Source organism: Pseudomonas sp. JAI115 (genome assembly GCF_014200835.1).
Classification (GTDB): Bacteria; Pseudomonadota; Gammaproteobacteria; order Pseudomonadales; family Pseudomonadaceae; genus Aquipseudomonas; species Aquipseudomonas putida_A.
This window is the reverse complement of the sequence record NZ_JACHCY010000001.1, coordinates 363,826-388,246: the sequence shown is the minus strand read 5'-3', so window position 1 is coordinate 388,246 and position 24,421 is coordinate 363,826. Positions and strand designations below refer to the sequence as shown.

Annotated in this window: 19 protein-coding genes and 1 pseudogene; 11 read left to right on the top strand and 9 right to left on the bottom strand. The window is 62.9% G+C overall.

Annotation, left to right across the window (positions count from 1 at the left end):
- Nucleotides 1-99: 99 nt before the first annotated feature.
- The 3 genes from HDC30_RS01670 to HDC30_RS01660 form a co-directional block, all read right to left on the bottom strand.
- On the bottom strand, nucleotides 100-1,758 hold the full coding sequence (locus HDC30_RS01670) for a phosphoethanolamine transferase (RefSeq protein ID WP_183780262.1): 1,659 nt from the start codon (nucleotides 1,756-1,758) through the stop codon (nucleotides 100-102).
- 234 nt (nucleotides 1,759-1,992) lie between these two features.
- Nucleotides 1,993-2,730 (bottom strand): TorF family putative porin, encoded by a 738-nt coding sequence (locus HDC30_RS01665; RefSeq protein ID WP_183780259.1) that lies wholly within the window; start codon nucleotides 2,728-2,730, stop codon nucleotides 1,993-1,995.
- A gap of 188 nt (nucleotides 2,731-2,918) precedes the next feature.
- Complete coding sequence (locus HDC30_RS01660; protein WP_183780256.1) at nucleotides 2,919-4,661, bottom strand: amidohydrolase; 1,743 nt, start codon at nucleotides 4,659-4,661, stop codon at nucleotides 2,919-2,921.
- A gap of 103 nt (nucleotides 4,662-4,764) precedes the next feature.
- On the opposite strand from HDC30_RS01660, the gene HDC30_RS01655 reads away from it, so the two are divergent.
- From HDC30_RS01655 to HDC30_RS01620, 8 genes are all read left to right on the top strand, one after another.
- On the top strand, nucleotides 4,765-5,682 hold the full coding sequence (locus HDC30_RS01655; protein ID WP_183780253.1) for a LysR family transcriptional regulator: 918 nt from the start codon (nucleotides 4,765-4,767) through the stop codon (nucleotides 5,680-5,682).
- Nucleotides 5,683-5,790: 108 nt separating this feature from the next.
- Nucleotides 5,791-6,408, top strand: a complete 618-nt coding sequence (gene lexA / locus HDC30_RS01650; RefSeq protein WP_183780249.1) for a transcriptional repressor LexA — start codon at nucleotides 5,791-5,793, stop codon at nucleotides 6,406-6,408.
- The gene (imuA, locus tag HDC30_RS01645) at nucleotides 6,408-7,025 is read left to right on the top strand and encodes a translesion DNA synthesis-associated protein ImuA (protein WP_007968686.1); all 618 of its coding nucleotides are present in this window, start codon (nucleotides 6,408-6,410) and stop codon (nucleotides 7,023-7,025) included. Before lexA ends, imuA begins: the two co-directional genes overlap by 1 nt.
- A 7-nt stretch (nucleotides 7,026-7,032) precedes the next feature.
- Nucleotides 7,033-8,448, top strand: coding sequence for a DNA polymerase Y family protein (locus HDC30_RS01640; protein ID WP_183780246.1), 1,416 nt, complete (start codon nucleotides 7,033-7,035; stop codon nucleotides 8,446-8,448).
- Nucleotides 8,424-11,522: an error-prone DNA polymerase gene (locus tag HDC30_RS01635; RefSeq protein ID WP_311658530.1), complete on the top strand. Its 3,099-nt coding sequence runs from the start codon at nucleotides 8,424-8,426 to the stop codon at nucleotides 11,520-11,522. The genes HDC30_RS01640 and HDC30_RS01635 overlap by 25 nt, the downstream gene beginning before the upstream one ends.
- 287 nt (nucleotides 11,523-11,809) lie before the next feature.
- Nucleotides 11,810-12,496, top strand: a complete 687-nt coding sequence (locus HDC30_RS01630) for a CsgG/HfaB family protein (RefSeq protein WP_177439976.1) — start codon at nucleotides 11,810-11,812, stop codon at nucleotides 12,494-12,496.
- A gap of 28 nt (nucleotides 12,497-12,524) precedes the next feature.
- Complete coding sequence (locus HDC30_RS01625) at nucleotides 12,525-12,893, top strand: DUF4810 domain-containing protein (RefSeq protein WP_007969675.1); 369 nt, start codon at nucleotides 12,525-12,527, stop codon at nucleotides 12,891-12,893.
- Nucleotides 12,890-13,549, top strand: coding sequence for a DUF799 domain-containing protein (locus HDC30_RS01620; RefSeq protein ID WP_183780240.1), 660 nt, complete (start codon nucleotides 12,890-12,892; stop codon nucleotides 13,547-13,549). Before HDC30_RS01625 ends, HDC30_RS01620 begins: the two co-directional genes overlap by 4 nt.
- A gap of 166 nt (nucleotides 13,550-13,715) precedes the next feature.
- On the opposite strand, the pseudogene HDC30_RS01615 reads toward HDC30_RS01620, so the two are convergent.
- A pseudogene (locus tag HDC30_RS01615) lies at nucleotides 13,716-13,823 on the bottom strand (flavin reductase family protein); the annotation flags it as partial.
- Between the two features lie 91 nt (nucleotides 13,824-13,914).
- Between HDC30_RS01615 and HDC30_RS01610 the strand changes: the two are divergent.
- From HDC30_RS01610 to HDC30_RS01600, 3 genes are all read left to right on the top strand, one after another.
- Nucleotides 13,915-14,604 carry a GntR family transcriptional regulator gene (locus HDC30_RS01610; RefSeq protein WP_027613675.1) on the top strand — a complete coding sequence of 230 codons (690 nt, stop codon included), beginning with the start codon at nucleotides 13,915-13,917 and terminating at the stop codon, nucleotides 14,602-14,604.
- A gap of 133 nt (nucleotides 14,605-14,737) precedes the next feature.
- Nucleotides 14,738-16,849: a PAS domain-containing sensor histidine kinase gene (locus tag HDC30_RS01605; protein ID WP_183780237.1), complete on the top strand. Its 2,112-nt coding sequence runs from the start codon at nucleotides 14,738-14,740 to the stop codon at nucleotides 16,847-16,849.
- A 169-nt stretch (nucleotides 16,850-17,018) separates the two neighbouring features.
- A complete protein-coding gene (locus HDC30_RS01600) occupies nucleotides 17,019-19,652 on the top strand; it encodes an excinuclease ABC subunit UvrA (RefSeq protein ID WP_183780218.1) in 2,634 nt (877 codons plus the stop codon).
- Between the two features lie 196 nt (nucleotides 19,653-19,848).
- Here the strand turns inward: HDC30_RS01600 and HDC30_RS01595 are convergent, their stop codons facing one another.
- From HDC30_RS01595 to HDC30_RS01575, 5 genes are read right to left on the bottom strand one after another with little or no spacing between them, the layout of a single operon-like run.
- Nucleotides 19,849-21,792: a response regulator gene (locus HDC30_RS01595; RefSeq protein WP_183780216.1), complete on the bottom strand. Its 1,944-nt coding sequence runs from the start codon at nucleotides 21,790-21,792 to the stop codon at nucleotides 19,849-19,851.
- Nucleotides 21,782-22,657, bottom strand: a complete 876-nt coding sequence (locus HDC30_RS01590) for a sensor histidine kinase KdpD (protein WP_183780213.1) — start codon at nucleotides 22,655-22,657, stop codon at nucleotides 21,782-21,784. The genes HDC30_RS01595 and HDC30_RS01590 overlap by 11 nt, the downstream gene beginning before the upstream one ends.
- Complete coding sequence (locus HDC30_RS01585; RefSeq protein ID WP_027613680.1) at nucleotides 22,650-23,660, bottom strand: ATP-binding protein; 1,011 nt, start codon at nucleotides 23,658-23,660, stop codon at nucleotides 22,650-22,652. Before HDC30_RS01585 ends, HDC30_RS01590 begins: the two co-directional genes overlap by 8 nt.
- Nucleotides 23,657-24,061, bottom strand: coding sequence for an anti-sigma regulatory factor (locus HDC30_RS01580; protein ID WP_003225570.1), 405 nt, complete (start codon nucleotides 24,059-24,061; stop codon nucleotides 23,657-23,659). Before HDC30_RS01580 ends, HDC30_RS01585 begins: the two co-directional genes overlap by 4 nt.
- Nucleotides 24,058-24,420, bottom strand: a complete 363-nt coding sequence (locus tag HDC30_RS01575; protein ID WP_007912539.1) for an STAS domain-containing protein — start codon at nucleotides 24,418-24,420, stop codon at nucleotides 24,058-24,060. The genes HDC30_RS01580 and HDC30_RS01575 overlap by 4 nt, the downstream gene beginning before the upstream one ends.
- Nucleotide 24,421: the final 1 nt, after the last annotated feature.

The window sequence follows — 24,421 nt, the reverse complement described above, 5'->3', positions numbered from 1 at the left end:
CAGCGATGAGGCCGGCACACCAGGCATCTATGTGACTGACACACCGCCATCGCTGGCAAGCCAGCTCCCACAGGGATTTTAGGGGTTTCGGAATTTGGGTTAATGCCCGGCCGTCATGGATGGCCGGCAACCATGAAACACATCCAGCCCCGGCTGATACAGCGCGGTCTTCACCTCGAACAACCCCAGCACCGAATGAAACAGGTTGTCATGGCTCAGGTCCGGCTGCCCGGTCTTGCCTTGCAGGCAATCGCGATCAATCCCCAGTTGCGCCAGCGTGTTGTTGCCAAACCACATCACCATCGGCACATGCGTCTGCGCTTCCGGCGCCAATGCATAGGGCGCGGCGTGCAGGTACAGGCCGTTTTCACCCAGCGATTCGCCGTGGTCGGAGACGTACAGCATCGAGGTATCCAGCGTGTCCTGATTGCGCTTGAGCAACTCGATGACCTTGGCGAGGAAGTGGTCGGTGTAGAGGATCGTGTTGTCGTACACGTTCACCAGTTCATCGCGGCTGCAACTGCCCAACTGGTTGGTGTGGCAGATCGGCTTGAAGCGTTCCAAAGCTTGCGGATAACGCTCGTAGTATTCCGGGCCATGGCTGCCGTCGGCGTGCAACACGATGATCGCGTGGCCCTTGAGGCTGTCGATGTAGCTTTGCAGGTCGGCCAGCAGCGCCTCATCGAGGCAGTTGTTGCCGTCGCAGAACGGCCCCGGCTGGTTCTTCGCGATGTCGCGGTGCGGCACGCGCAGGCAGGTGCCTTTGCAGTCGCTGTTGTTGTCCAGCCACAGCACTTGCACGCCGGCGCGTTGCAGGATATCCAGCAGGCCTTCGTAGGTTTTGCCTTTCTTGTCGCTGTAGTCCTCACGCGGGAACATCGAGAACATGCACGGCACCGACACTGCCGTGGACGTGCCGCAGGAGTGCACCTGGGTGAAGTTGAGGATGTCCAGTTTGCTCAGCTCGGGATTGGTCTCGCGCGCATAGCCGTTCAGCGAAAAGTGATCGGCGCGGGCGGTTTCGCCGACCACAAACACCATCAGCGACTTCTTCTCGCGGCTGGCGGCTTTCGCGCTCATCACCGCGTCTTCACCGATGGCCTGCACCACAAAGTGCTTTTTGATGCCCAGGCGCTGCTTGGTGTATTTGCTGATGGCGTAGATGTAATTGGTCGGGTTGATGAAGTGGGTGAGCTTGTCTTCTTCGCGGAAGATCGGCGCGTAGGTCGAATAGAACGCACCCACTGAGGCGCCGATCACCAGCACGCACGCGGCGATCACCAGCAGCTTGTTGAGCGCGCCGCGAAAGAACGGCCGATAACGCACCGGCCAGCGCCAGATCAACGCCGCCGGCAGCACGCCGAGCAGCAACACGTAAGCCAGCAGCTTGCCGTTGAACAGCGCAGCGGCTTCGCCCGGGTTGGTTTCGAAGACGTTCTGGATCATCACCGTGTCGATGGTGATCCCGTATTCGTTCATGAAATACGCAGCGCAGGCCGAGAGCAGGGCCACCACAGTCAGCGCCGGTTTCAGCGTCCAGCGAAACGAAACCAGGGTCAGCAGCAGGGTGATCGCCGCCCACAGGAACAGCCCGAACGAAGCAAAAAACGCCAGTTTGTGCGCGCCTTGCAGTGTGATCAGCGTACCCAGCGCCTTCCAGGTCGCCAGGTTGTACAGCGCCACCAGTGCCAGGGAAAACAGCAACACCAGCCGGGTGGAAGTGATGGACGGTAAACGCAGTCCTTTGCCCAAAGCCATTACAGACATTCCTCTACTCGAATAGAACACGCGCGGAAACGCGCGTAACTGTAGAAGAACAATAGTAAAAAATTCGTAAACATCCTGTAACAAAACTCGGGCGCAAATCTAAAACTGTGGGAGCGGGCTTGCTCGCGAAGGCGGTCGTCCATTCAACATTCATGGCGCCTGACACACCGCCTTCGTCGGAACGCCGTCCGGAGCAAGCCCGATTCCACAGGGGAGTCATGAGTTTCAGAAGGATTTGCTCACGCTCGCGACCAGCGTCGTCGTGCACACATCCTTGAACCCCCAGTTACTCAGGCACTGGCTCTGCGACAGATCGGTATCGATATAGCTCAGGCCCAACACCACTCCCGCCAGGTTGTGGGTCAGCTTGACCTCCCATTCCCGATAACTGTCCTCGCCACGCCCGGACGTCGAGTACAGGTGCGGGTCCTTGAAATCCATGTTGCCGTAACGCAGCTTCAGCCCGGAATCGAACGGCAGCCCGGTTTCGTAACCGACATAGGTGTAGAGCGAGCTTTGCTTGCTGTCGATCCCCGGCGCATCGCTGGAGTAATACGCCGCGAGTTTCACCCCGTAGACGCCGAGAATCCCGTAGACCTCGCTCTGGTTGAACTGGCTTTCCCTGGGGTAGGCGTACTTGAGGTAACCCAGATCGAGGCTGACATCCTCGGTGGCCTGCCACAGCCAGCCGGCGTAGTAATCGACTTCCTGCCGGGTTTTCAGGCCACCGCCAAAATCGACGTTGGAGCTCCAGGCTCCCGCGTACAAACCGCTGCTGTGGGCAAGGGTCAGACCGGCCTGCACGGCCGGGTCATTTTGGGTTTGCGAGATGCCGCGGGTGCGGTAGTCGCTGGCCAGGGTCAGGTCGACCAGCACGGCGAAATCGTCGTTCAGGGGGATCGCGTAGCTGCTCAAGGGCAGCAAACTGGAAAAACCGAGGGCGAACAGGGGCAAGGCTTTCATGGAGAAGTCCCGATGTTGTGATTATTTTTGGGCAGTACGAAAACCGTGGAGGGAATGCAATCTCGGCCACCCTCACAGCCCCTGTGGGAGCGAGCCTGCTCGCGAAAGCGGTGGTTCATTCAGCATCGATGGCGACTGATACGCCGCCTTCGCGAGCAGGCTCGCTCCCACAGGGGGGAACAGTGTTGTTATTTTGTGGCGGTGTAGACCTGACGCCCACCAAACCAGGTTTGCAGCACCTGGGTGTCATGCAGGGCTTTTTCGTCGACGCTGAACACGTCGCGGTCGACCACGATGAAATCAGCCTGTTTGCCCGGCGTCAGTGAGCCGATCTGCTGGTCCAGGCCTATGGTTCGCGCCGCGTTGAGGGTATAGGCGTAGAACATGGTTTCGCGATCCAGACGCTCGTCGGCATTCAGCACGCCCAGCGGGCCGACGCGGGTGATGGCCTGGGCCATGGCGTTGAACGGGTTGGGCGACGACACCGGCCAGTCGCTGGCACCGGCAATCGTCGCGCCCTGTTTCAGCAGCGAGTGCGCCGGGTATTGATAACGGAAGGCGAGGGCGCTGACGTAGGGCTTGATCATGTCGGTGGTGTAGTCATCGGCACTGGCCCACAGCAATTGCATCGAGGCGATCACGTTCAGCGGCTTGAAGCGGGCGAACTCTTTCGGATTGACCATCTGCAGGTGCGTGATCGAGTGAGTGATGCCGCTCTGCCGATCCTTGCGCGCACGTTCGATGCCATTGAGTGATTCACGCACCGCACGGTCGCCAATGGCGTGGATGTGCACCAGCCAGCCGCGCTGGTCGATGGCGCTGACCAGCTCGCCGAAATGTTTTGGATCGATCAGCAGTTCGCCCTGTTTGTGCGAGTTGCTGTACGGGTCGATCATCGCCGCGCTCTGCGCCGGGTACTCGATCACGCCGTCGGCGAAGATCTTGACCCCGGGCAGGGTCAGGTTGGGGATGCCCTGAAATTGCTGGCGCACCTTATCCAGCGTATCGAGGTCGGCGGGCAGGCTTTTCGGGTTGGCGACCAGCAACGCTGCAACGTGCACGCTCATGTCGCCGCTTTCCGACAGGGCTTTGTAGGCTGGCAGCACGCCGACGGTTTTCTCGGTGGGTTTGAGCGCGAACACGGCCTCGCCCGGTGCGGCGTTGGCGGCGGGGTCCATCCACGCGGTGATGCCGAGGCTGTTGTTGAAGCGCACCGCGGATTTGGCCGCGGTGAGCATATCGGCCGGGCTCGGCACCGGCATTTTCGCGGCGACCCGGTCCCAACCGGCATCGACTAGAAAGCCGTTGGGCTCGCCGCTGGCCAGTGCGCCGATGGTGTCTTGTTCCGCAACGGGCAGGGTCTTGAGCAACGCCGCGTCGATGCCGGCGCGCTTGAGCATCACGTTGTTGGCCCACGCGGTGTGGTGATCGCTGCCGGTGAACACCACCGGCACGTCAGCCCATTCACCGTGGTTGAAGGTCTTGCCCAGCGCTTCGGCCTGCGCCCAGTACGCCGAGCTCATACCGGCAATGCTCAGCACATCGCCATGCCTGGCCTTGTCGTCGTCACGCCAGGCGCGCAGGCGTTTTTCCAGTTCGTCGAGGGCGACGACTTCGTCTTCCATGTTGGCCGAGACCATTTCCAAGCCACCGAAAATCGCGTGGGAATGGCTGTCGATCAAGCCTGGCATCAGCGTCTTGCCGCCGAGGTCGATCACCTGCGTGGCGGGTTCGATCAGCGCCTTGATCTGCGCATCGCTGCCGACTTTCAGCACCTTGCCGTTTTCCACGGCCAGAGCCTGCACCTTCGGTTGCGAACGGTCGGCGGTGAAAATCTTGCCGTTGACCAGCACCAGATCGGTGGCGGCCATGGCTTCCATCGAGGCAAAACTTATCGCGCTCACCAGCAGACTCGGGATGAATCTTTTCATTGAAGATTTCCTTGTTATTGCGTCTGATGGCCAGATTAGTGGCTGACACTGGCCGACAGAACGCCTCCCTCACGAAAAACGTTTTTGCCTGAATGGAAAAAGCATGGACAAGCTGGGTGCACTGAAAATGTTCGTGGTCACCGCGCAACTCGGCAGTTTCAGCCGCGCGGCGGAGCAACTGGGCAAGACCCCATCGGCGCTGACCAAAGCGGTCAATCATCTGGAGTCGGAACTCGGCGCGCGGCTGTTCGAACGCAGCACGCGGCGGATTCTGCTCACCGAAATCGGCCGGGTTTATCTGGAAACCGCGCGGCTGGTGTTGCAGCGACTGGAGGAGGCCAGCGAGGAAATCGAGCAGTTGCAGCACGGTTTGCGCGGCAGCCTGAAAATCACCGCACCGCTGGCGTACGGGCGGGCGTTTCTCGATCAGGTGTGCGACGGCTTTTTGCAGCAATACCCGCAGATCAGCCTGCAAGTGGACCTGTGCGACGCGTTCGTCAATCTGCTGGAAAGCGGCTATGACCTGGCCTTGCGCGAGGGCCATGACGACTTGCCGGGGCTGATCGCCCGGGTGGTCGGCAGCAATCGGCTGGCGTTGTGCGGAAGCCCGGACTATCTGGCGCGCAAGGGTTTTCCGGTCACCCCACAAACCCTCGAACAGCATGAATGGCTGCTGTATCAGCACCCGTTGCTCAGCCGCGAGTTCTGGTGGGCCGAGCGCGACGGCCAGCGGCTGAGCCTGGCGCAACCGACGGCGCCGCGTTTGCGCAGCGACAACTATGATCTGCTACTGGCCAGCGCGTTGGCCGGACGCGGTTTGCTGCACACGCCGCTGTGGAGCGCCGCGCCGTACATTGCCGATGGGCGTCTGGTGCGGGTCATGGCTGACTATGAAATCGACCCCGACACCTTCGGCCCGCACATTCTCGCGGTGTACCCCAGCCATCGACGGGCCACGGCTAAAGTGGTGGCGTTCATCGATTACATCTCGGCATTTCTGGCCGAGCGCGGATTGAACTGACACCCGTTCCCTGTAGGAGCTGCCGAAGGCTGCGATCTTGTGATTTTTGTGGATCGCCAGCGCAGGCCGACTGGCGGTGCTTGTCAGTAAAATCCCACAGGAGTACAAATGTACTCCATGACAAACCTGACTCCTCGCCGTACCGCCATCCTGACCTTTATCCGCGAACGCATCGCCGAACACGGTCAGCCCCCAAGCCTCGCTGAAATCAGCGAGGCTTTTGGTTTTGCCTCGCGCAGCGTGGCGCGCAAGCATGTGCTGGCGCTCACCGAAGCCGGGTTTATCGAGGTCAATCCGCATCAGGCCCGGGGCATTCGCCTGCTCGGGCAAGCGCCGCGCCCGGAGCTGCTCGACATTCCGGTGCTCGGCCGGGTGGCTGCCGGTGCTCCAATCGGTGCCGATGCCGACATCCATAACCGCTTGATGCTCGACCCGGCGCTGTTCTCCCGCACTCCTGACTACATGCTGCGGGTGCAAGGCGACTCGATGATCGAGGACGGCATTCTCGACGGTGATCTGGTGGGAGTGAAGCGCAATCCCGAGGCGCTCAACGGCCAGATCGTGGTGGCGCGCCTCGACGGTGAAGTCACGATCAAACGCTTCGAACGTGTCGGCACTACAGTGCGCCTGCTGCCGCGCAACCCGGCGTACCAGCCGATTGTCGTGCGCGATGATCAGGACCTGGCCATCGAAGGGGTGTTCTGCGGTCTGGTGAGGCAAGGCTGATGGGCGCCGTCGTTGCACTCGATACGCTGTTCAATGGCGGCCAGGTCTGGAAGGGCCGGCCTGCGCCGCCGGCTGCCAGCCCGCAACCCACCGGGCATGCCGCGCTGGATGCGGCACTGCCCAGCGGTGGCTGGCCGGAAGCGGCGCTGAGCGAAATCCTCCTGGCCGGGCCCGGGGTTGGCGAGTTGCAACTGGTGTGGCCGACGCTGGCGCGGCTGTCGGCGGCGGGCGAGCGCATCGTGCTGGTGGCGCCACCGTTCGTGCCGTACCCGCAGGCGTGGGCGAACGCCGGGGTCGATCTGCGTCAATTGTCGGTAATCCAGGCCAGCGAACGCGATGCCTTGTGGGCGGCGGAACAATGCCTGCGTTCCGGCAGTTGCGGCGCGGTGCTGTGCTGGCCGCACAAGGCCGATGACCGTGCGTTGCGGCGTTTGCAGGTAGCGGCAGAAACCGGCCAGACCCTGGCGTTTGCCTGGCGCCCGCTGAGCGAGGCGATCAACCCGTCGCCGGCCGCGTTGCGTATTGCCATCGACGCCAGACCGGCCCAGTTGCGCGTGCTCAAGTGCCGTGGCGGACTGGCGCGCACGGCGCCGATTGCCTTTGCCGTGGGGCACTGAGGTCGTCATGCGCTGGGTGTGTATTCTGTTCCCGCAATTGGCCCTCGACGCCGTGCTGCGTCAGCGTGCCGATCCCGATGGGCCGTTGGTGCTGCTCAGTGGCCCGGCCCAGCGCCGGGTGCTGCAAGCGGTGAATGCAGCGGCGCGCCAGCTCGGCTTGCGCGCCGGCCAGTCGATGACCGCCGCGCAGGCCCTAAGCAAAGGCTTTGCCACCGCCGATTACGACCTCGCCGAGGTCGAGCACTGGCAGCAGTTTCTCGCCGCGTGGGCCTATCGTTTCAGCGCGCAGGTCAGCGTGCATTATCCGCGTACCGTGGTGTTCGAGATCGAGTCGAGCCTGGGCCTGTTCGGCTCCTGGGCGCAGTTCGAAGCGCGGCTACGCAAGGAACTGACCGAGCTGGGCTTCCGCCATCGCATCGTCGCCGCACCGAATCCGGTGGCGGCGCGGGTGCTGGCCAACGCCTACGACGGTCTCGTAGTACCGGACGGCGAAGCCCTGCAGCATCACCTTGGGCAGTTGCCCGTCGACCGTGTCGGACTGGATCCGCAGGTCGCCACGGCGCTGACGCGCATGGGGCTGCGCAACCTGAACCAACTGCAGAGCCTGCCGCGTCAGGCCCTGGCCCGGCGTTTCGAAGCGTCGATGCTCAAGCATCTCGACACCCTGTTCGGCGCGCGTCCGCTGGCCTTGGCGTTCTATCTGCCGCCGGACCGCTTCGATGTGCGCATCGAACTCAATTTCGACGTGCAATCCCATCAGGCGCTGCTGTTTCCGTTACGCCGCTTGACCGCTGACCTGTCGGCATTCCTCTGCGGACGTGACAGCGGCGTGCAGCGTTTCGACCTGCATCTGGAGCACGCCGGGCTGCCGGACACGTTGATCAAGGTCGGCCTGCTCAGCGCCGAGCGCGATCCGGCGATGCTCTTCGAACTGGCCCGTGGGCGACTGGAACAAGTCCAGGTCGAGGCCCCGGTGCGCGGCTTTCGCCTGCGCGCAGAAGACCTGCCGAGTTTCGTCCCGCAGTTTCAGGAACTGTTCGATGACCGTCCGCAACAGACCTTGCCTTGGGAGCAATTGCGCGAACGTCTGCGTGCACGGCTCGGCGATGACGCGGTGCAGGGCCTGCGCTTTCAGGCCGACCACCGACCGGAATGTGCGTGGCAGCACGGCGTCGACAAGCAGCGTTGCAGCGGTTTGCCGAGTGTGCAGCGTCCGGGCTGGCTGCTCGGCGAACCGCAGAGTGTGCCGGAAGGTTCGGCGCGGATTCTCATGGGCCCGGAGCGCATCGAGTCCGGCTGGTGGGACGGTGATGATGTGCGCCGCGATTACTACCTGATCCAGAACCGCGCCGGTCAGCAGGGCTGGGCCTATCGGGCCGTGGGCGAGGGCGGTCCGTTGTGGCTGCAGGGCTGGTTTGCATGAACCACGACTATGCCGAGCTGCACTGCCTGTCGAATTTCAGTTTCCAGCGCGGTGCCTCCAGTGCCCTTGAGCTGTTTCAGCGGGCGAAAAAACACGGTTATCAGGCGCTGGCGATCACCGACGAGTGCACCCTGGCCGGGATCGTCCGGGCCTGGCAAGCGGCGAAATCGGTGGAGCTGCCGCTGATCATCGGCAGCGAAATCCGCATCGATAACGGCCCGAAACTGCTGCTGTTGGTGGAGAACCTGGCGGGCTATCAGGCCTTGTGCGGCTTGATCACTCAGGCCCGGCGGCGTACGCAGAAGGGCCAGTACCAGGTGCTGCGCGAGGACTTCAACGAGCCGTTGCCGGGGTTGTTCACCGTGTGGGTGCCGGACAGCATCGATGACGTGGAGGAGGGCCGTTGGCTGAAGCAGACTTTCGGCGAGCGCCTGTATCTGGCGGTGCAGCTACATCGCGGGCAGGACGATCAGCGGCGGCTGGCGGCACTGCTGAGTCTGGCCGGGCAGTTGCAGATTGCCGCCGTGGCCAGCGGCGATGTGCACATGCACGCCCGTGGCCGGCGCGCCCTGCAGGACACCATGACCGCGATCCGCCATCACGTCCCGGTGGCCGAGGCCGGATTGCGCCTGCACCCCAACGGCGAGCGGCATCTGCGTAGCCTCGAGGTGTTGCGCGAGTTGTATCCGCCGGCGCTGCTCGACGCCTCGGTGCAACTGGCGCGGCGCTGCACTTTCGAGCTGAGCGAGTTGCGCTATCAGTATCCGAAGGAGCTGGTGCCGCAGGGGCACACCGGCAGTTCCTGGCTGCGCCAGTTGACTAAAGAGGGCATCGCCTGGCGCTGGAAAAAAGGCGCGCCCTTCAAGGTGCTGAGGCAGATCAACAAGGAACTGAAGTTGATCGCCGAACTCGGCTACGAAAGCTACTTCCTCACAGTGCACGACGTGGTGCGCTTTGCCCGCGATCAGCAGATTCTCTGTCAGGGCCGTGGTTCGGCGGCCAACTCGGCGGTGTGTTTTGCCTTGGGCATCACCGAGATCGACCCGGATCGCACCACGCTGCTGTTCGAGCGTTTCATGTCGAAAGAACGCAACGAGCCGCCGGACATCGATGTCGATTTCGAACACGAGCGTCGCGAAGAAGTCCTGCAATACGTGTTCCGCCGTTATGGCCGGCAGCGGGCGGCGCTGACGGCGGTGGTCAGCACTTACCACGCTGCCGGGGCGGTGCGCGACGTAGCCAAGGCACTTGGGCTACCGCCGGATCAGATCAATGCACTGGCCGATTGCTGCGGCCACTGGAGCGACGAAACACCGCCGCTGGCGCGCTTGCTCGAAGGCGGCTTCGACCCCGACAGCCCGGTGCTGCGTCGGGTGCTGAGCCTGACCGGGCAACTGATCGGCTTCCCTCGGCACTTGTCGCAGCACCCCGGCGGTTTCGTGATTTCCGAGCAACCGCTGGACACCCTGGTACCGGTGGAAAATGCCGCCATGGCCGAGCGCACGATCATTCAGTGGGACAAGGACGACCTCGATGCGGTCGGGCTGCTCAAGGTCGATATCCTCGCCCTCGGCATGCTCAGTGCGATCCGTCGCTGCTTCGACTTGCTGCGCCGTCATCGGCATCTGGATCTGAGCCTGGCGACGATTCCTGCTGAAGACAAACCGACCTACGAAATGATCAGCCGTGCCGACACCATCGGCGTGTTCCAGATCGAATCGCGGGCGCAGATGTCGATGCTGCCGCGGCTGAAACCGGCGAAGTTCTACGATCTGGTGATCGAGGTGGCGATCGTCCGCCCGGGGCCGATTCAGGGCGGGATGGTCCATCCGTACCTGCGCCGGCGTAACAAGGAAGAACCGGAAACCTATCCCTCGCCGGAACTTGAAGTGGTGCTCAAACGCACCCTCGGCGTGCCGCTGTTTCAGGAACAGGTGATGCAGATCGCTATCGTTGCGGCCGACTACAGCCCCGGCGAGGCCGATCAGTTGCGTCGCTCGATGGCCGCGTGGAAACGCCATGGAGGCTTGGAGCCGCACAAGGAACGCCTCGCCGCCGGCATGAAGAAAAACGGCTACACCGAGGAGTTCGCCGCGCAGATTTTCGAGCAGATCAAAGGCTTCGGCAGTTACGGCTTTCCCGAATCCCACGCTGCCAGTTTCGCCTTGCTGACCTACGCCAGTTGCTGGCTCAAGTGCCACGAACCGGCGGCGTTCGCCTGCGCGTTGATCAACAGTTGGCCGATGGGTTTTTACAGCCCGGATCAGATCCTTCAGGACGCCCGTCGGCATCAGTTGCAGATCCGTCCGGTGGACGTGCGCGCCAGCGACTGGGATTGCAGCCTGGAACCGATCAGCGGCGCGCAGCCGGCGATTCGCATGGGCCTGCGGATGATCAAGGGCTTTCGCGAGGACGACGCCCGGCGCATCGAAGCGGCGCGGGCGCGGGGGGCGTTTGCCGATGTCGCCGATCTGGGCGAACGGGCCGCGCTCGACAGTCGCGCCCAGGCATTATTGGCAGACTCCGGCGCGTTGCGTGGCATGGCCGGGCATCGGCACCGTGCGCGTTGGGAAGTGGCCGGGGTGCAGAAACAGCTGGGCCTGTTTGCCGGTTTGCCAAGTCAGGAAGAACCCGATGTGCTGCTACCCAAACCGAGTGTCGGCGAAGATCTGCAGGCCGATTACGCGACTATCGGCACCACGCTGGGGCCGCATCCGCTGGCGCTGCTGCGTGGCGAACTCAAGGCCCGGCGTTGCCGCAGCTCTCAGGAGTTGCTGGACGTCGAGCATGGTCGGCCGGTGAGCATCGCCGGGCTGGTCACCGGGCGGCAGCGACCGGGCACTGCCAGCGGCGTGACCTTCGTCACCCTCGAAGACGAGTTCGGCAACGTCAACGTGGTGGTCTGGCGCGATCTGGCCGAGCGCCAGCGTCAGGTGCTGGTCGGTTCGCAATTGCTCAAGGTCGATGGCCGCTGGGAGCGGGAGGGCGAAGTGCGGCATTTGATCGCCGGGCGATTGAGCGATCTGACTTCGTTGCTCGATGGCATCCGCGTGCAGAGCCGCGACTTTCACTAAACCCCAGAACACCACATATCCCCCCCTGTGGGAGCGGGCTTGCTCGCGAAGACGGTGTGTCAGTTGGCAAATAAGTGGCTGACACACCGCTTTCGTCGGAACGCCGCCCGGAGCAAGCCCGCTCCCACAGGGGGGATTTGTGTGTGTCCAAGCAAGCCAATTGATTGGCGTCAAAAATCTCTGTCACCAATGGTGGCACTTTGTCATAATGCCGCCCCTTTTCCGCTCCCCACCGCGTAGCCGTGCCGGGACACACCGTTTTTTTTCAGAAGGAATGCACAGTGAGAATGATCTCCCGGATGTTGGTCTCAGGCGTTGCGATTGCCGTGCTCGGCACCCTCGCCAGCTCCCTTGCCGGGTGCGCCACCGAAAGCTCCCGCGCACTGCCGGTGGCCAAGGTCGAGAGCGCCACGCAAGTCTGGACCGGTGCTCGCGTGCCGATGGCGGTGGGCAAGTTCGATAACCGCTCCAGCTACATGCGCGGGATCTTCTCCGATGGTGTTGACCGTCTCGGCGGCCAGGCCAAGACCATCCTGATCACTCACTTGCAGCAGACCAACCGTTTCTCGGTACTGGATCGCGACAACATGGGCGAGATCCAGCAGGAAGCGGCGATCAAGGGCCAGGCCCAGCGCCTCAAGGGTGCCGATTACGTGGTCACCGGTGACGTCACCGAGTTCGGCCGCAAGGAAACCGGTGACCACCAGCTGTTCGGCATTCTCGGCCGTGGCAAGACCCAGGTCGCCTACGCCAAGGTCAACCTGAACATCGTCAACATCAGCACCTCCGAAGTGGTGTATTCGACTCAGGGCGCCGGCGAATACGCCTTGTCCAACCGCGAAATCATCGGCTTCGGCGGCACCGCCGCGTACGACTCCACCCTCAACGGCAAAGTCCTTGATCTGGCCATGCGCGAGGCGATCAATCGTCTGGTTGATGGCATGAACGCCGGCGCCTGGAAACCGGGCAACTGATCGTTATTCATTGCAAGGAGCAACACCCATGAATCTGACTTTGTCGCGGTCGCTGCTGGCCCTGACGCTGGCCGCCAGCGCCTTGCTGGCCGGTTGCAGCAGCCCGAAAACCCTGTACCAGTGGGAAGACTACCAACCGCAGGTTTACGAATACTTCAAAGGCGAAGAGCCTAAAGAAGCCCAGGCCGAAGTGCTGGAGCGCGACCTGCAGAAGATCCGCTCCACCGGCAAGGCGGTGCCGCCGGGCTACCACGCGCACCTGGGCCTGCTGTACCTGAGCATGGGCAAGGACGATCAGATGGTGCAGCAGTTCCGCACCGAGAAAGCGCTGTTCCCCGAGTCCGGCCCATACATGGATTTTCTGCTTAAAAACGCCAAGACCGGAGACGCCCAATGATCTCGCGCACCCTGAAACAGCTGGCCGCCGGTTTGGCCCTGACCGTGCTCGGTGGCTGCGTCGCGCCGAAAACCGTGGATTACTCGGCGTACAAACAGGCACGGCCGAAGACCATTCTGGTGCTGCCGCCGCTGAACACCTCGCCGGACGTCAAGGCTTCCTACAGCTTGCTGTCGCAGGTGACGTTCCCGTTGGCCGAAGCCGGTTACTACGTGCTGCCGATCACTCTGGTGGATGAAACCTTCCGCCAGAACGGCCTGACCACCCCGGATGACATCCATCAGGCACCGGCCAACAAGCTCAAGGAAATCTTCGGCGCCGACGCTGCGCTGTACATCACTGTGACCGAGTACGGTACGCGCTACATGGTGATCAGCAGCGAAACCGCGGTAACCGCCACCGCCAAGCTGGTCGATCTGAAATCCGGCACCACGCTGTGGACCGGTTCGGCACGGGCGTCGAGCGAAGAGGGCGGCAATAACAGTGGTGGCGGCCTGGTCGGCATGCTGATCACCGCCGCGGTGAAGCAGGTGATCAACAGTTCGACCGACGCCGGGTATCCGATTGCCGGCGTGGCGAGCAATCGCCTGTTGTCGGCCGGTCAGCACGCCGGCCTGTTGTACGGCCCGCGCTCGCCGAAATACGGCACGGACTGAAATTACCGGCACGCCTGAAATCCTCTGTGGGAGCGGGCTTGCTCCGGGCGGCGTTCCGACGAATGCGGTGGGTCAGTCGCCAAATGTTTTACTGACCCGGCGCATTCGCGAGCAAGCCCGCTCCCACAAGGGGAAGGCGTTTCGCAGCCGATTTATTTGGCGACCGCCAAAACCGCTCGCCACCGCCCGCTGCTTCCGTCCACGCTTGCAATGAGCGGGTCGGCAAATCGAAATCATCCCGCCGACCAATCGTATCCAGACCCTGCATCTCGACGCCGAAGGCGATATCCTGCGCCACACTTATCTGCGCAAACGGCGAATAACGCTGCAACACCGTGTTTGCCCGAGGCTAAAGGAGTGTTCGAATGACCGAGAAGAAACTGGAAACCACGGTCGACCGCGTCTACCAAGGGGTTTACCAGGCGATCAGCAAGCGTTCGCTGCGTCCGGGGATGAAGCTGGGCGAAGCGTCCCTGGCCGAACTGTTCAATGTCAGCCGCACGTCGGTACGCGCCGCGCTCAAGCAACTGGAAGCCGAGGGGCTGGTCACCACCGAGCCGAATAAAGGTGCATCGGTGTCGCTGCCGAGCAACGAAGAGATCCGCTCGCTGTTCGAAACCCGGCGGCTGATCGAAATCGGCATGGTCACCGAACTCTGTCGGCGCAAGGACACCGCCGCCATGCAGGTCTTGCGCGAGCACCTGCTACTGGAGGACGCAGCCCACGCGGCAGGCGATCACGAGCAACTGATTTACCTGCTCGGCGAGTTCCACCTCAAACTGGCGCGCAGCCTCAACAACCCGGTGCTGCTCGACTGGTTCCAGAAGCTGATTTCCCGCGCCTCGCTGTATGTCGCTGCACTGGATGATGACAGCCATGAAGCCTGCCGTGACAACGAACATCTGCGCCTGATCGAATACATCGAGGCGGGCGATCAGAGCGCCGCCATCGAACTGACCTGCACGCATTTGAACGGCATCGAGAAGGCGATTCTCGACGTCGCGGCGAAGATGAAAACTGGCTACCATCCCCTCAAGCACCTGATCGGGGTCTGATCCGGGCCTGGTCTGAAATCGGCTATACCTCTAATGAAACCATTACGGCCGATGAGGCTCGAAACAGACGGGCGTCGCGGCGTTCTGCCGTCGCGATGTATCGGGCAAACACCACAGGACACCGAGTCAATCGATGCAGTTTTTATCCGATAGCCACGGTTGTGACGGCTGGAAAGGCGAGATGGCCGAACGCATTTGCGCGTTCGACTGGCGCCTCACCGAACTCGGCCCGCTCGACACCTGGCCTGCCAGCTTGTGCAGCACTGTGCAATTGATGCTGGCCTCGCCCTTGCCGATGGTCATGCTCTGGGGCCATGCCGGCTACATGATCTACAACGACGCCTACTCGCAGTTTGCCGGTGGCCGCCACCCCTATCTGTTGGGGGTGCCGGTGGAGCTGGGCTGGCCGGAAGTCGCCGAGTTCAACCGGCATGTGGTCGACACCTGTCTGGCGGGCGGCACCTTGTCCTACCGCAACAAGGAGCTGGTGCTGTTGCGCGATGGCGTACCCGAAGATGTCTGGATGGATCTGTATTACAGCCCGGTGGCCAACGATGACGGTGTGCCGGCCGGGGTGATGGCGATGGTGGTCGAGACCACCGAGCTGGTGCGCTCCGAGCGCCTGCGTCAGGCCGCTGAAGATGCCTATCGGGCCGACAACGAACGGGTGCGTCTGGCGCTGAATGCCGGGGCCTTGCTCGGCTCGTTCGTCTGGGACGTGAAGAACAATGTGCTGTCGGCCGACGAGCGTTTCGCCCGGACCTTTTGCTATCCGCCGGATCAGGACTTGAGCAACCTGCCGCAATCCGTCAATGAGTCGCGGATCCACCCGGACGACCTGGCGTGGGTGCATGATCGGGTCAGTCATTCGCTGCAGACCGGTGAGCCGTACAACGCCGAATACCGCGTGCGGCGTGCGGACGGCAGCTACCTGTGGGTGCTCGCCAGTGGCGCCTGCGAGTTCGACGAACACGGTGCGCCGTTTCGTTTTCCCGGGGTGTTGATCGACATCCATGAACGCAAGATTGCCGAAGAATCCCTGCTCAAATTCACGCGCAACCTGGAGCAGCGGGTGGCCAGTGAAGTGGATGCTCGACTGGCGGCGGAAGAGCAATTGCGCCAGTCGCAGAAGCTTGAAGCCATCGGCGGACTGACCGGCGGCGTGGCCCACGACTTCAACAACCTGCTGCAGGTAATTGCCGGCAACCTGCATTTGCTGGCGCGGCATGAGCCGGACAATGCCAACGTGCAACGCCGGGTCAGCGCCTCGCTGGCAGCGGTCGAGCGCGGCGCCAAGCTGTCGTCGCAACTGCTCGCCTTTGCCCGGCGCCAGCCGTTGTCACCCGCGGTGTGCGATCCGCGGCAGATCTTCGACGGCGTCGGAGAATTGCTGCAGCGTGCGTTGGGCGAAACCATTCAGATCGATGTGCAAGTGCCGCTGGACCCGTGGCACATCAACGTCGACCGCAATCAACTGGAAAACGCCATTCTCAATCTGGCGATCAACGCCCGGGACGCGATGAAAGGCGAGGGCACGATTGTCCTCAGCGCCATCAATACTCGGCTGGACAGTACTTTTTGCGCGGGCAAAGGCATCGTTGCCGGCGATTTCGTGCGGGTGGTGGTCAGCGATACCGGCGTCGGCATTGCGCCACAAATGCTCGAGCAGGTGTTCGAGCCATTCTTCACCACCAAGGCCGACGGCCAGGGCACCGGGCTTGGTCTGAGCATGGTGTTCGGCTTCGTCAAACAGAGTGGCGGCCACGTCGAGATCGACAGCACCGTGGGCGAAGGCACGCGGGTGCAACTGTACTTTCCGCGCAGCCTGCGTCCGGTTCTCGATGAGACGCCGAGCGTCGACCCGCAGCAGGGCGGCGGCCACGAGACCATTCTGGTGGTCGAGGATAACGACGCAGTGCGTGCTTCGGCCGTGGAGTTGCTGCGCGAGGAAGGCTACCGCGTACTGACTGCGAGCAATGGCGACGTGGCAATGCAGTTGCTGCTGGACGGCGCGCAAGTGGATCTGATTTTCACCGACGTGGTGATGCCGGGGCTGATCAAAAGCTCCGATCTGGCGGCGTGGGCCAAGGTGCAGACACCACCGGTGGCGGTGCTGTTCACCTCCGGCCACACCCGCGACATCATTTCACGCAACCACCAGTTGAGCCCGGACACGCACTTGCTCGGCAAACCGTATGGCCCGGAGGCGTTGTTGCAGATGATTCGCTCGGTGCTGAGTGCCTGATTCCCTGTGGCGAGGGGATTCATCCCCGATGGAGTGCGCAGCACTCCCCAGCATTTTTCCAGCTATATGGCATTTGCAGTGACTGCGCCGGTTACGCCGCCGATCGGGGATAAATCCCCTCACCACAGGGTTCAACTTCGCCCCTAAATTTTTTCTGCAGGGACAGCCAATGACTTCCAAGCGTAATTCCAAAGCACCCGCCGGCATGGTCCGGGTGCGTGGCGCCCGCGAACACAATCTGAAGAATGTCGACGTCGATATCCCTCGCGACGCGCTGGTGGTGTTCACCGGCGTCTCCGGTTCGGGCAAGTCGTCGTTGGCCTTTTCGACCTTGTACGCCGAAGCCCAGCGGCGTTATTTCGAATCTGTGGCGCCGTATGCGCGGCGACTGATCGATCAGGTCGGGGTGCCGGATGTCGACTCCATCGAAGGCCTGCCGCCCGCCGTGGCCCTGCAACAGCAGCGTGGTACGCCGAGCACGCGTTCGTCGGTCGGCAGCGTGACCACCTTGTCGAGCCTGATCCGCATGCTCTATTCCCGCGCCGGCAGTTACCCGCCGGGGCAACCGATGCTCTACGCCGAGGATTTCTCGCCGAACACCCCGCAAGGCGCGTGCCCGGAGTGCCACGGTCTGGGCCGGGTCTACGAGGTGACCGAGGCGCTGATGGTGCCCGATCCGAACCTGACCATCCGCCAACGCGCCGTGGCGTCCTGGCCGCTGGCGTGGCAGGGGCAGAACCTGCGCGACATCCTCGTGACCATGGGCATCGACGTCGATATTCCCTGGAAGAAACTGCCGAAAAAGCAGCGTGACTGGATTCTGTTCACCGAAGAAACCCCGACCGTGCCGGTGTACGCCGGGCTGACCCCGGAGGAAACCCGGGTCGCCCTCAAGCGCAAGATGGAACCGAGTTATCAGGGCACCTTCACCGGCGCCCGCCGTTACATCCTGCACACCTTTACCCACTCGCAAAGTGCGCTGATGAAGAAGCGCGTTTCGCAGTTCATGCTTGGCAGCCCGTGTCCGTTATGCGACGGCAAGCGCCTCAAGCGTGAAGCGTTGTCGGTGACCTTTGCCGGTTACGACATCGGTGAGCTGTCGCAGATGCCACTGCTGCAAGTGGCCGAAGTATTGAAACCCGTGGCTGCGGCGACCTATCTGCAGCAGGCCGAAGAAAGCGGCGAAACCCTCAGCCATGCGCAAACCCGCGAGGCGCGCCAGCAGCGCGTGGCCCACGGTGCCAGCGGCCACGCCAGTGCGCCGGACGTGCGCCACACGCCGAACCTGTCGCTGGAAAAACGCCTGGCAGCGCAGCGGATTGCCGAGGACTTGCTGGAGCGGGTCAGCACCCTGACCGATCTGGGCCTCGGTTATCTGGCGCTGGAGCGCAGTACGCCGACACTGTCGTCCGGCGAGTTGCAGCGCCTGCGCCTGGCGACGCAATTGGGCTCGCAACTGTTCGGCGTGATCTATGTGCTCGACGAGCCGTCCGCCGGTCTGCATCCGGCCGATGGCGAGGCGCTGTTCGAAGCCTTGCAGCGCTTGAAGACCGATGGCAATACGCTGTTTGTGGTCGAGCACGATCTGGAAACCATGCGCCGCGCCGACTGGCTGATCGATGTCGGCCCGGCGGCGGGAGAGAAGGGTGGGCGGGTGTTGTACAGCGGCCCTCCGGCCGGGCTGGCCGAGATCGACGAGTCGCAGACCCGCGCCTACCTGTTTGCCGAGAGCCAGCGGCAGACCCGCACCGCGCGCAAGCCGAGCGGTTGGCTGAAACTCGATGGCATCAGCCGCAATAACCTGCACAACCTCAGCGCTGAATTTCCCTTGGGCTGCTTCACCTCGGTCACCGGGGTTTCCGGTTCGGGCAAGTCGAGTCTGGTCAGTCAGGCGTTGCTCGAACTGGTCGGCGCGCAACTCGGGCGGCCGCTGGTTGAGGACGAGCCGGAAGAGCTCAGCCTCGAAGACGATGCGCCGCAGGCCAGCACTGGTCAGGTGACTGCGGGGTTGGAGTCGATCAAGCGCCTGGTGCAGGTCGATCAGAAACCCATCGGCCGCACGCCACGTTCGAATCTGGCGACCTACACCGGGCTGTTCGACAACGTGCGCAAACTGTTCGCCGCCACGCCCGAGGCACGGGCGGCGGGGTATGACGCCGGGCAGTTTTCCTTCAACGTCGCCAAGGGGCGTTGCCCGACCTGCGAGGGTGAAGGTTTTGTCAGCGTCGAGTTGCTGTTCATGCCGAGCGTGTATGCGCCGTGCCCGACCTGTCATGGCGCGCGCTACAACCCGCAGACCCTGGCGATTCAGTGGCAAGGCTTGAGCATTGCGCAGGTGCTGCAACTGACCGTGGAAGAGGCGGTAGAAGTGTTCAGCGAGCAGCCGGGGATTCGCCGTTCATTGGAGGTGCTGCGTGACATCGGCCTCGGTTATCTGCGGCTTGGGCAACCGGCCACGGAGTTGTCCGGTGGTGAAGCACAACGGATCAAACTGGCGACAGAATTGCAGCGCAATCAGCGCGGCGCGACCCTGTATGTGCTGGATGAACCGACCACCGGACTGCATCCGCGAGACGTTGATCGGCTGCTGGAACAACTGGATACGCTGGTCACGGCCGGGCACACGGTGATCGTGGTCGAGCATGAAATGCGCGTAGTCGCACAGAGTGACTGGGTGATCGACATCGGCCCGGGGGCCGGGGATCAGGGCGGCAAAATCGTCGCCGCCGGCACGCCGCAGAAAGTTGCCGCGAGCAAGAAGAGCCGAACCGCACCGTTTCTGGCCCGGGCCTTGAGCCGATAACCACGGCGATCCCACTGGCCCCCACAGGGGGCTGCGGTGTACTCGGAAGATGACACACCGTAATCCCTTGTAGGAGTGAGCCTGCTCGCGATAGCGGAGTGTCAGCCAGAAATGAATTGACTGACCTGACGCCATCGCGAGCAGGCTCACTCCTACAGGGTCTGTGTTCTCAACCGAGCAACCTGGTGGCGGTATGTCAGGCACCATCAAGCGTGCGGCGGACCTTGTCCAGCAGTTCGCTGATCTGGAACGGCTTGACCAGCATCTCCATGCCGCTGCCGAGGAACACCTGGCGATTGATCGCGGTCTCGGCATAACCGGTCATGAACAGAATCGGCAGGCTTTCACGCCAGCCCCGCGCCACGTCCGCCAGTTCCCGGCCGCTCATGCGCGGCAGGCCGACGTCGCTCAGCAGCAGGTCGATCGTCGGGTCATTCTGCAAGCGCTCCAGCGCGGTTTCGATATCCGCCGCCTGCGTGCAGCGATAACCTGCGTCTTCCAGCACTTCGGTGACGAACATGCGCACTGCCGGCATGTCTTCGACAATCAGGACATGCTCGCCGGCACCCTGCGGATCCACCTTCGGCGCCGGGATGTCGGCGCCGGTCGGGTCGTTCGTCGCCGGCAGCATGATGGTCACTTCGGTGCCCCGCCGTGCCACGCTGCGGATATGTGCATCGCCACCGGACTGGCGGGCGAAACCGTAAATCGTCGACAAACCCAGACCCGTACCCTGGCCCAGCGGTTTGGTGGTGAAGAACGGATCGAACACCTTGTCGATCACACTGTGCTCGATACCGGTGCCGTCATCGCGCACCGACAGCGCGACATACGCACCATCGGCCATGTTCGGGTCGCCGTGGGAATACGCGGCATAGGTGTTGACCCAGATATTGCCGCCTCGGGGCAGCGCATCCCGGGCGTTGATGACCAGATTCAGCACCGCGCTTTCCAGCTGTACCGGGTCGACCAGGGCAATCGCCGGTTTGTTGGTCAGTTCAAGCTTGAGGGTGATGCGTTCGCCGATGGTGCGCATCAGCAATTCTTCCAGCGAGCGCACCTGCTCATTGATGTCCACCGGCCGGGTATCCAGTGGCTGTTGGCGGGCGAAGGCCAGCAGACGATGAGTGAGGGACGCCGCACTCATCGCCGAATTCAGTGCGGCTTCGGCGTAGAACTGCACCTTGTCCGGACGCGCATCGGCCATGCGTTTCTGGATCAGTTCGAGGCTGGTGATGATCCCGGTCAGCAGATTGTTGAAGTCGTGGGCGATGCCTCCGGTGAGCTTGCCCAGTGCGTCCATTTTCTGCACTTGCAGCAACTGCGATTCGGCGCGCACCCGCTCGGCAACTTCCTTGGCCAGTTGTGTGGTGGTGTCGTCCAGCTGTGCCAGGTGCGAGCGCTCGCGGTGGCGATGCTCAGTGACGTCTTCGACGAATACCAGGCTCAGCTGCGGTGTGCGGTACGGGGAAATCTGCCATTCGGTTTCGCGGACCTCGCCCTGTACGCGCATGTTCAACGTGCCTTTCCAGCGCTCACCATCAACCAGCCGCAGGCGCAACTCGTTGAGGATCGCGCCCTGGTCTTGGTCAAAGCACTCGCTGAGCGTTTCCGGGTTGCGGTTGTCCTGAATCATCTGCGTGAAGGCGTGGTTGCACTCATGCACTTTCAGGTTGGCATCAAGCACGGCAATCGGCGCCGAGACATTGACGAAAATCTCGCGGAAGCGGGCCTCGCTCTCGCGCAGCGCGTTTTCGGTATCACGTACCCGCAGCAGAGTGCGCAGGGTCGCCAGCAATACGTCCGGGTCTACCGGATGAATCAGGTAGGCATCCGCCCCGGCATCGAGACCGGTGATGATGTCCCCGGTCTGGATCGACGCGGCAGACACGTGGATCACTGGCAGCAACGCGGTGCGTGCATCAGCACGCAAGATGCGCACGATGTCGAAGCCGCTCATGTCCGGCAGGTTGACGTCGAGGATCAGCGCATCGAGTGGCTCGCTCGCGATCAGCGCCAGGCCCTCGCTGCCGGTGCCGGCCTCCAGCACCTCGTAGTCATGGCGCTCCAGGCGCCGGCGCAAGGCGTAGCGGGTGGCGGCGTTGTCGTCGACGATCAATAGACGGATGTCACGTTTCATCGACGTTCTCCAAGGCGAGCGCCAGCGGAATGATCACGAAAAAGGTCGAGCCGACCCCCGGTGTGCTGTCCATCCCGACCTCGCCGCCGAGCAGGGCAGCGAAGCGCTTGCACAGGGACAAGCCGAGGCCGGTGCCGCGCAGACGTTTCTGCAGCGGCGAGTCGACCTGCGAGAAGTCCTCGAACAATGCACCGTGCAGCTCCGGCGCGATACCGATCCCGGTGTCGCTGACGGCAAAACGTACTTTGTCCGAGCCTTCCAGGCGCGCCGAAACCCGCACTTCACCGCGGGTGGTGAATTTCAGCGAGTTGGAAATGAAGTTGCGCAGAATCTGCCCGAGTTTTTTGTCGTCGGTGTACAGGCGTGGCAGGCCGACTGGCTCTTCGAAGATCAGGTCCACCGCCGACGCATCGACGATCGGCCGGAACATCCCGCGCAGGGCGGAGAACAGGTCGAACATGTCGAACCATGCCGGGGAAATAGTGATCCGCCCGGCTTCGATCTTCGCCAGATCGAGCAAGTCATCGACCATGTCGCTGAGTTCGCGGGCGGCGCTGCTGACGAACGCCACCTGCTTGTGCTGCTCGGGGCTGAGCGGGCCGTCGAGTTCGTCGGCGAGCAGGCTGTTGATGCTGAGGATCGAGCCGAGCGGGGTGCGGAACTCATGGCTCATGTACGACAGAAAGCGGCTTTTCAGGTCCGAAGCCTGCCTCAGTTCTTCCGCCTGGGTGTCGAGTTCGGCGTAGAGCGCCAGCACGCCCTGGTTGGTCTCGTCGAGTTCCTCGCGCAGGGCCGCGGTCTCGCTCTGCAATTGGGCGATCAGCGCAGCCTGTTCGGCGGCATTCAGGGTTGGCGACTCAGCCATGGGCGGCCTCCAGGGCAACGACCAGCACGGTTACATCGTCGCGCCCGCGACAGAAGTCGCGGTGCAGGACGCTGGCTATCACGGCGGGATGACGGTGCACCAGACCGGGGTAGTCTTGAAGATTCCAACGGGACTGCAAGCCGTCGCTGTACATGATCAATAGATGTCCGTTCACGTGAGCATAGTCAAAGGGCTGGGCTTTCCGGTATTGGCCGCCGACGATGCCCGGGTGCGAGGCCAGCCCGCGCGACTTGTCGGCGGTAATCAGGCTGGCGCCGATGTTGCCCACGCCAGTAAACGTCAGGCCGTCGCGGGCGGCATTGTACTGGGCGAACGCGGCGGCGCCGCCACGGCTGCCGATCATGTCGCGGTGCATATCCTCCATCAGCAGCACCGGACTGGCGAACGGAGTCTCGGCGAACACCCGCTCGCCGGCCTTGGCCGCGCGTTCGGCATCCTCACCGTGGCCGAGGCCGTCGATCACCAGCGCACTGACATTCGCGCCGTTGTACGCCAGGTGCCAGGTATCGCCGCACGCCGGGTCGTTGTGCAACGAGTGCTGGCTGACGCCGTAGCGCAAGTCCGGTTGGCGGTCGTTGCGCGGATAAAGACGCGCCAGCAGCACCGCGCCACGGGCGTCGGCGTGCACGTCGAAGACCTCGGTCTGCCGCGCCACGGCGCCCAGTCCGATGCCTTGGGTGCCGCCGGTGGAAAAACCGTCGGTCAGGCACGCGTCGAGGTCAAAGCCCTGTGCGCGATCGACCGCGAGCATCTCGATGCCGAATCCGCCGGGGCGCGGCAACAACCGCAGATGAAGCTCGCCGCGGCTGGCGTGCTTGAGCACGTTGCTGGCCAGTTCGGTGGCGACCAGCGCCACCCGCCCGGCATCGGTTGCATCAAAACCGTGTTGCTCGGCGAGCCGTTGCGCGGTGCGCCGGGCATGGCCGATCTGGCTGCTGTCTTCGATCAGCAGTACCTGGGTCAGCGACCCAGCGATATTCATGTCCATCGGGTGATCGTTATTCGCGTGCCCTTGCCCGGCTCGGTGTCCAGTTCGAACTCCTCGACCAGCCGTTTTGCCCCGGTCAGGCCCAGGCCCATGCCGCTGCCGGAGGTCCAGCCGTCGGTCATCGCCAGTTTGATATCGGCAATACCGGGGCCTTCGTCACGGAACGTCAAGCGCAGACCGACCTTGTGATCTTCATCGAGAATCTGCCAGTCCATGTCGCCGCCGCCACCGTACACCATGGTGTTGCGCGCCAGTTCGCTGACCGCCGTGACCATTTTGGTCAGGTCGATCAGGCGCATCCCGCATTCGGTGGCGAGTTTGCGGGCGGTCTGGCGTGCGAGCACGACATCCTGCTCGATATGGATGGGTTGAGTACCGCTGCTGCGTACGGTCATTGCCGGTCTACTCGTTCCTGCAGCAGTTTCATCCCGCGCTCGACATTCAGTGCGGTGCTGACGCCGGGCAGGGTCAGGCCGAGTTCGACCAGGGTGATCGCCACGGCCGGCTGCATGCCGACCAGCATGGTTTCGGCGTCCATGATTTTCGACAGCCCGGAGATCGTGCTGATCATCCGGCCAATGAACGAGTCGACCATGTCCAGCGCCGAGATGTCGATCAGCACACCACGCGCCGAGGTCTTGCTGATGCGCTCGGACAAGTCGTCCTGCAACGTGAGGGCGAGTTGATCATGCATGTCGACCTGAATGGTCACCAGCAGGAACTTGCCCATTTGGAGAATCGGGATACGTTCCATC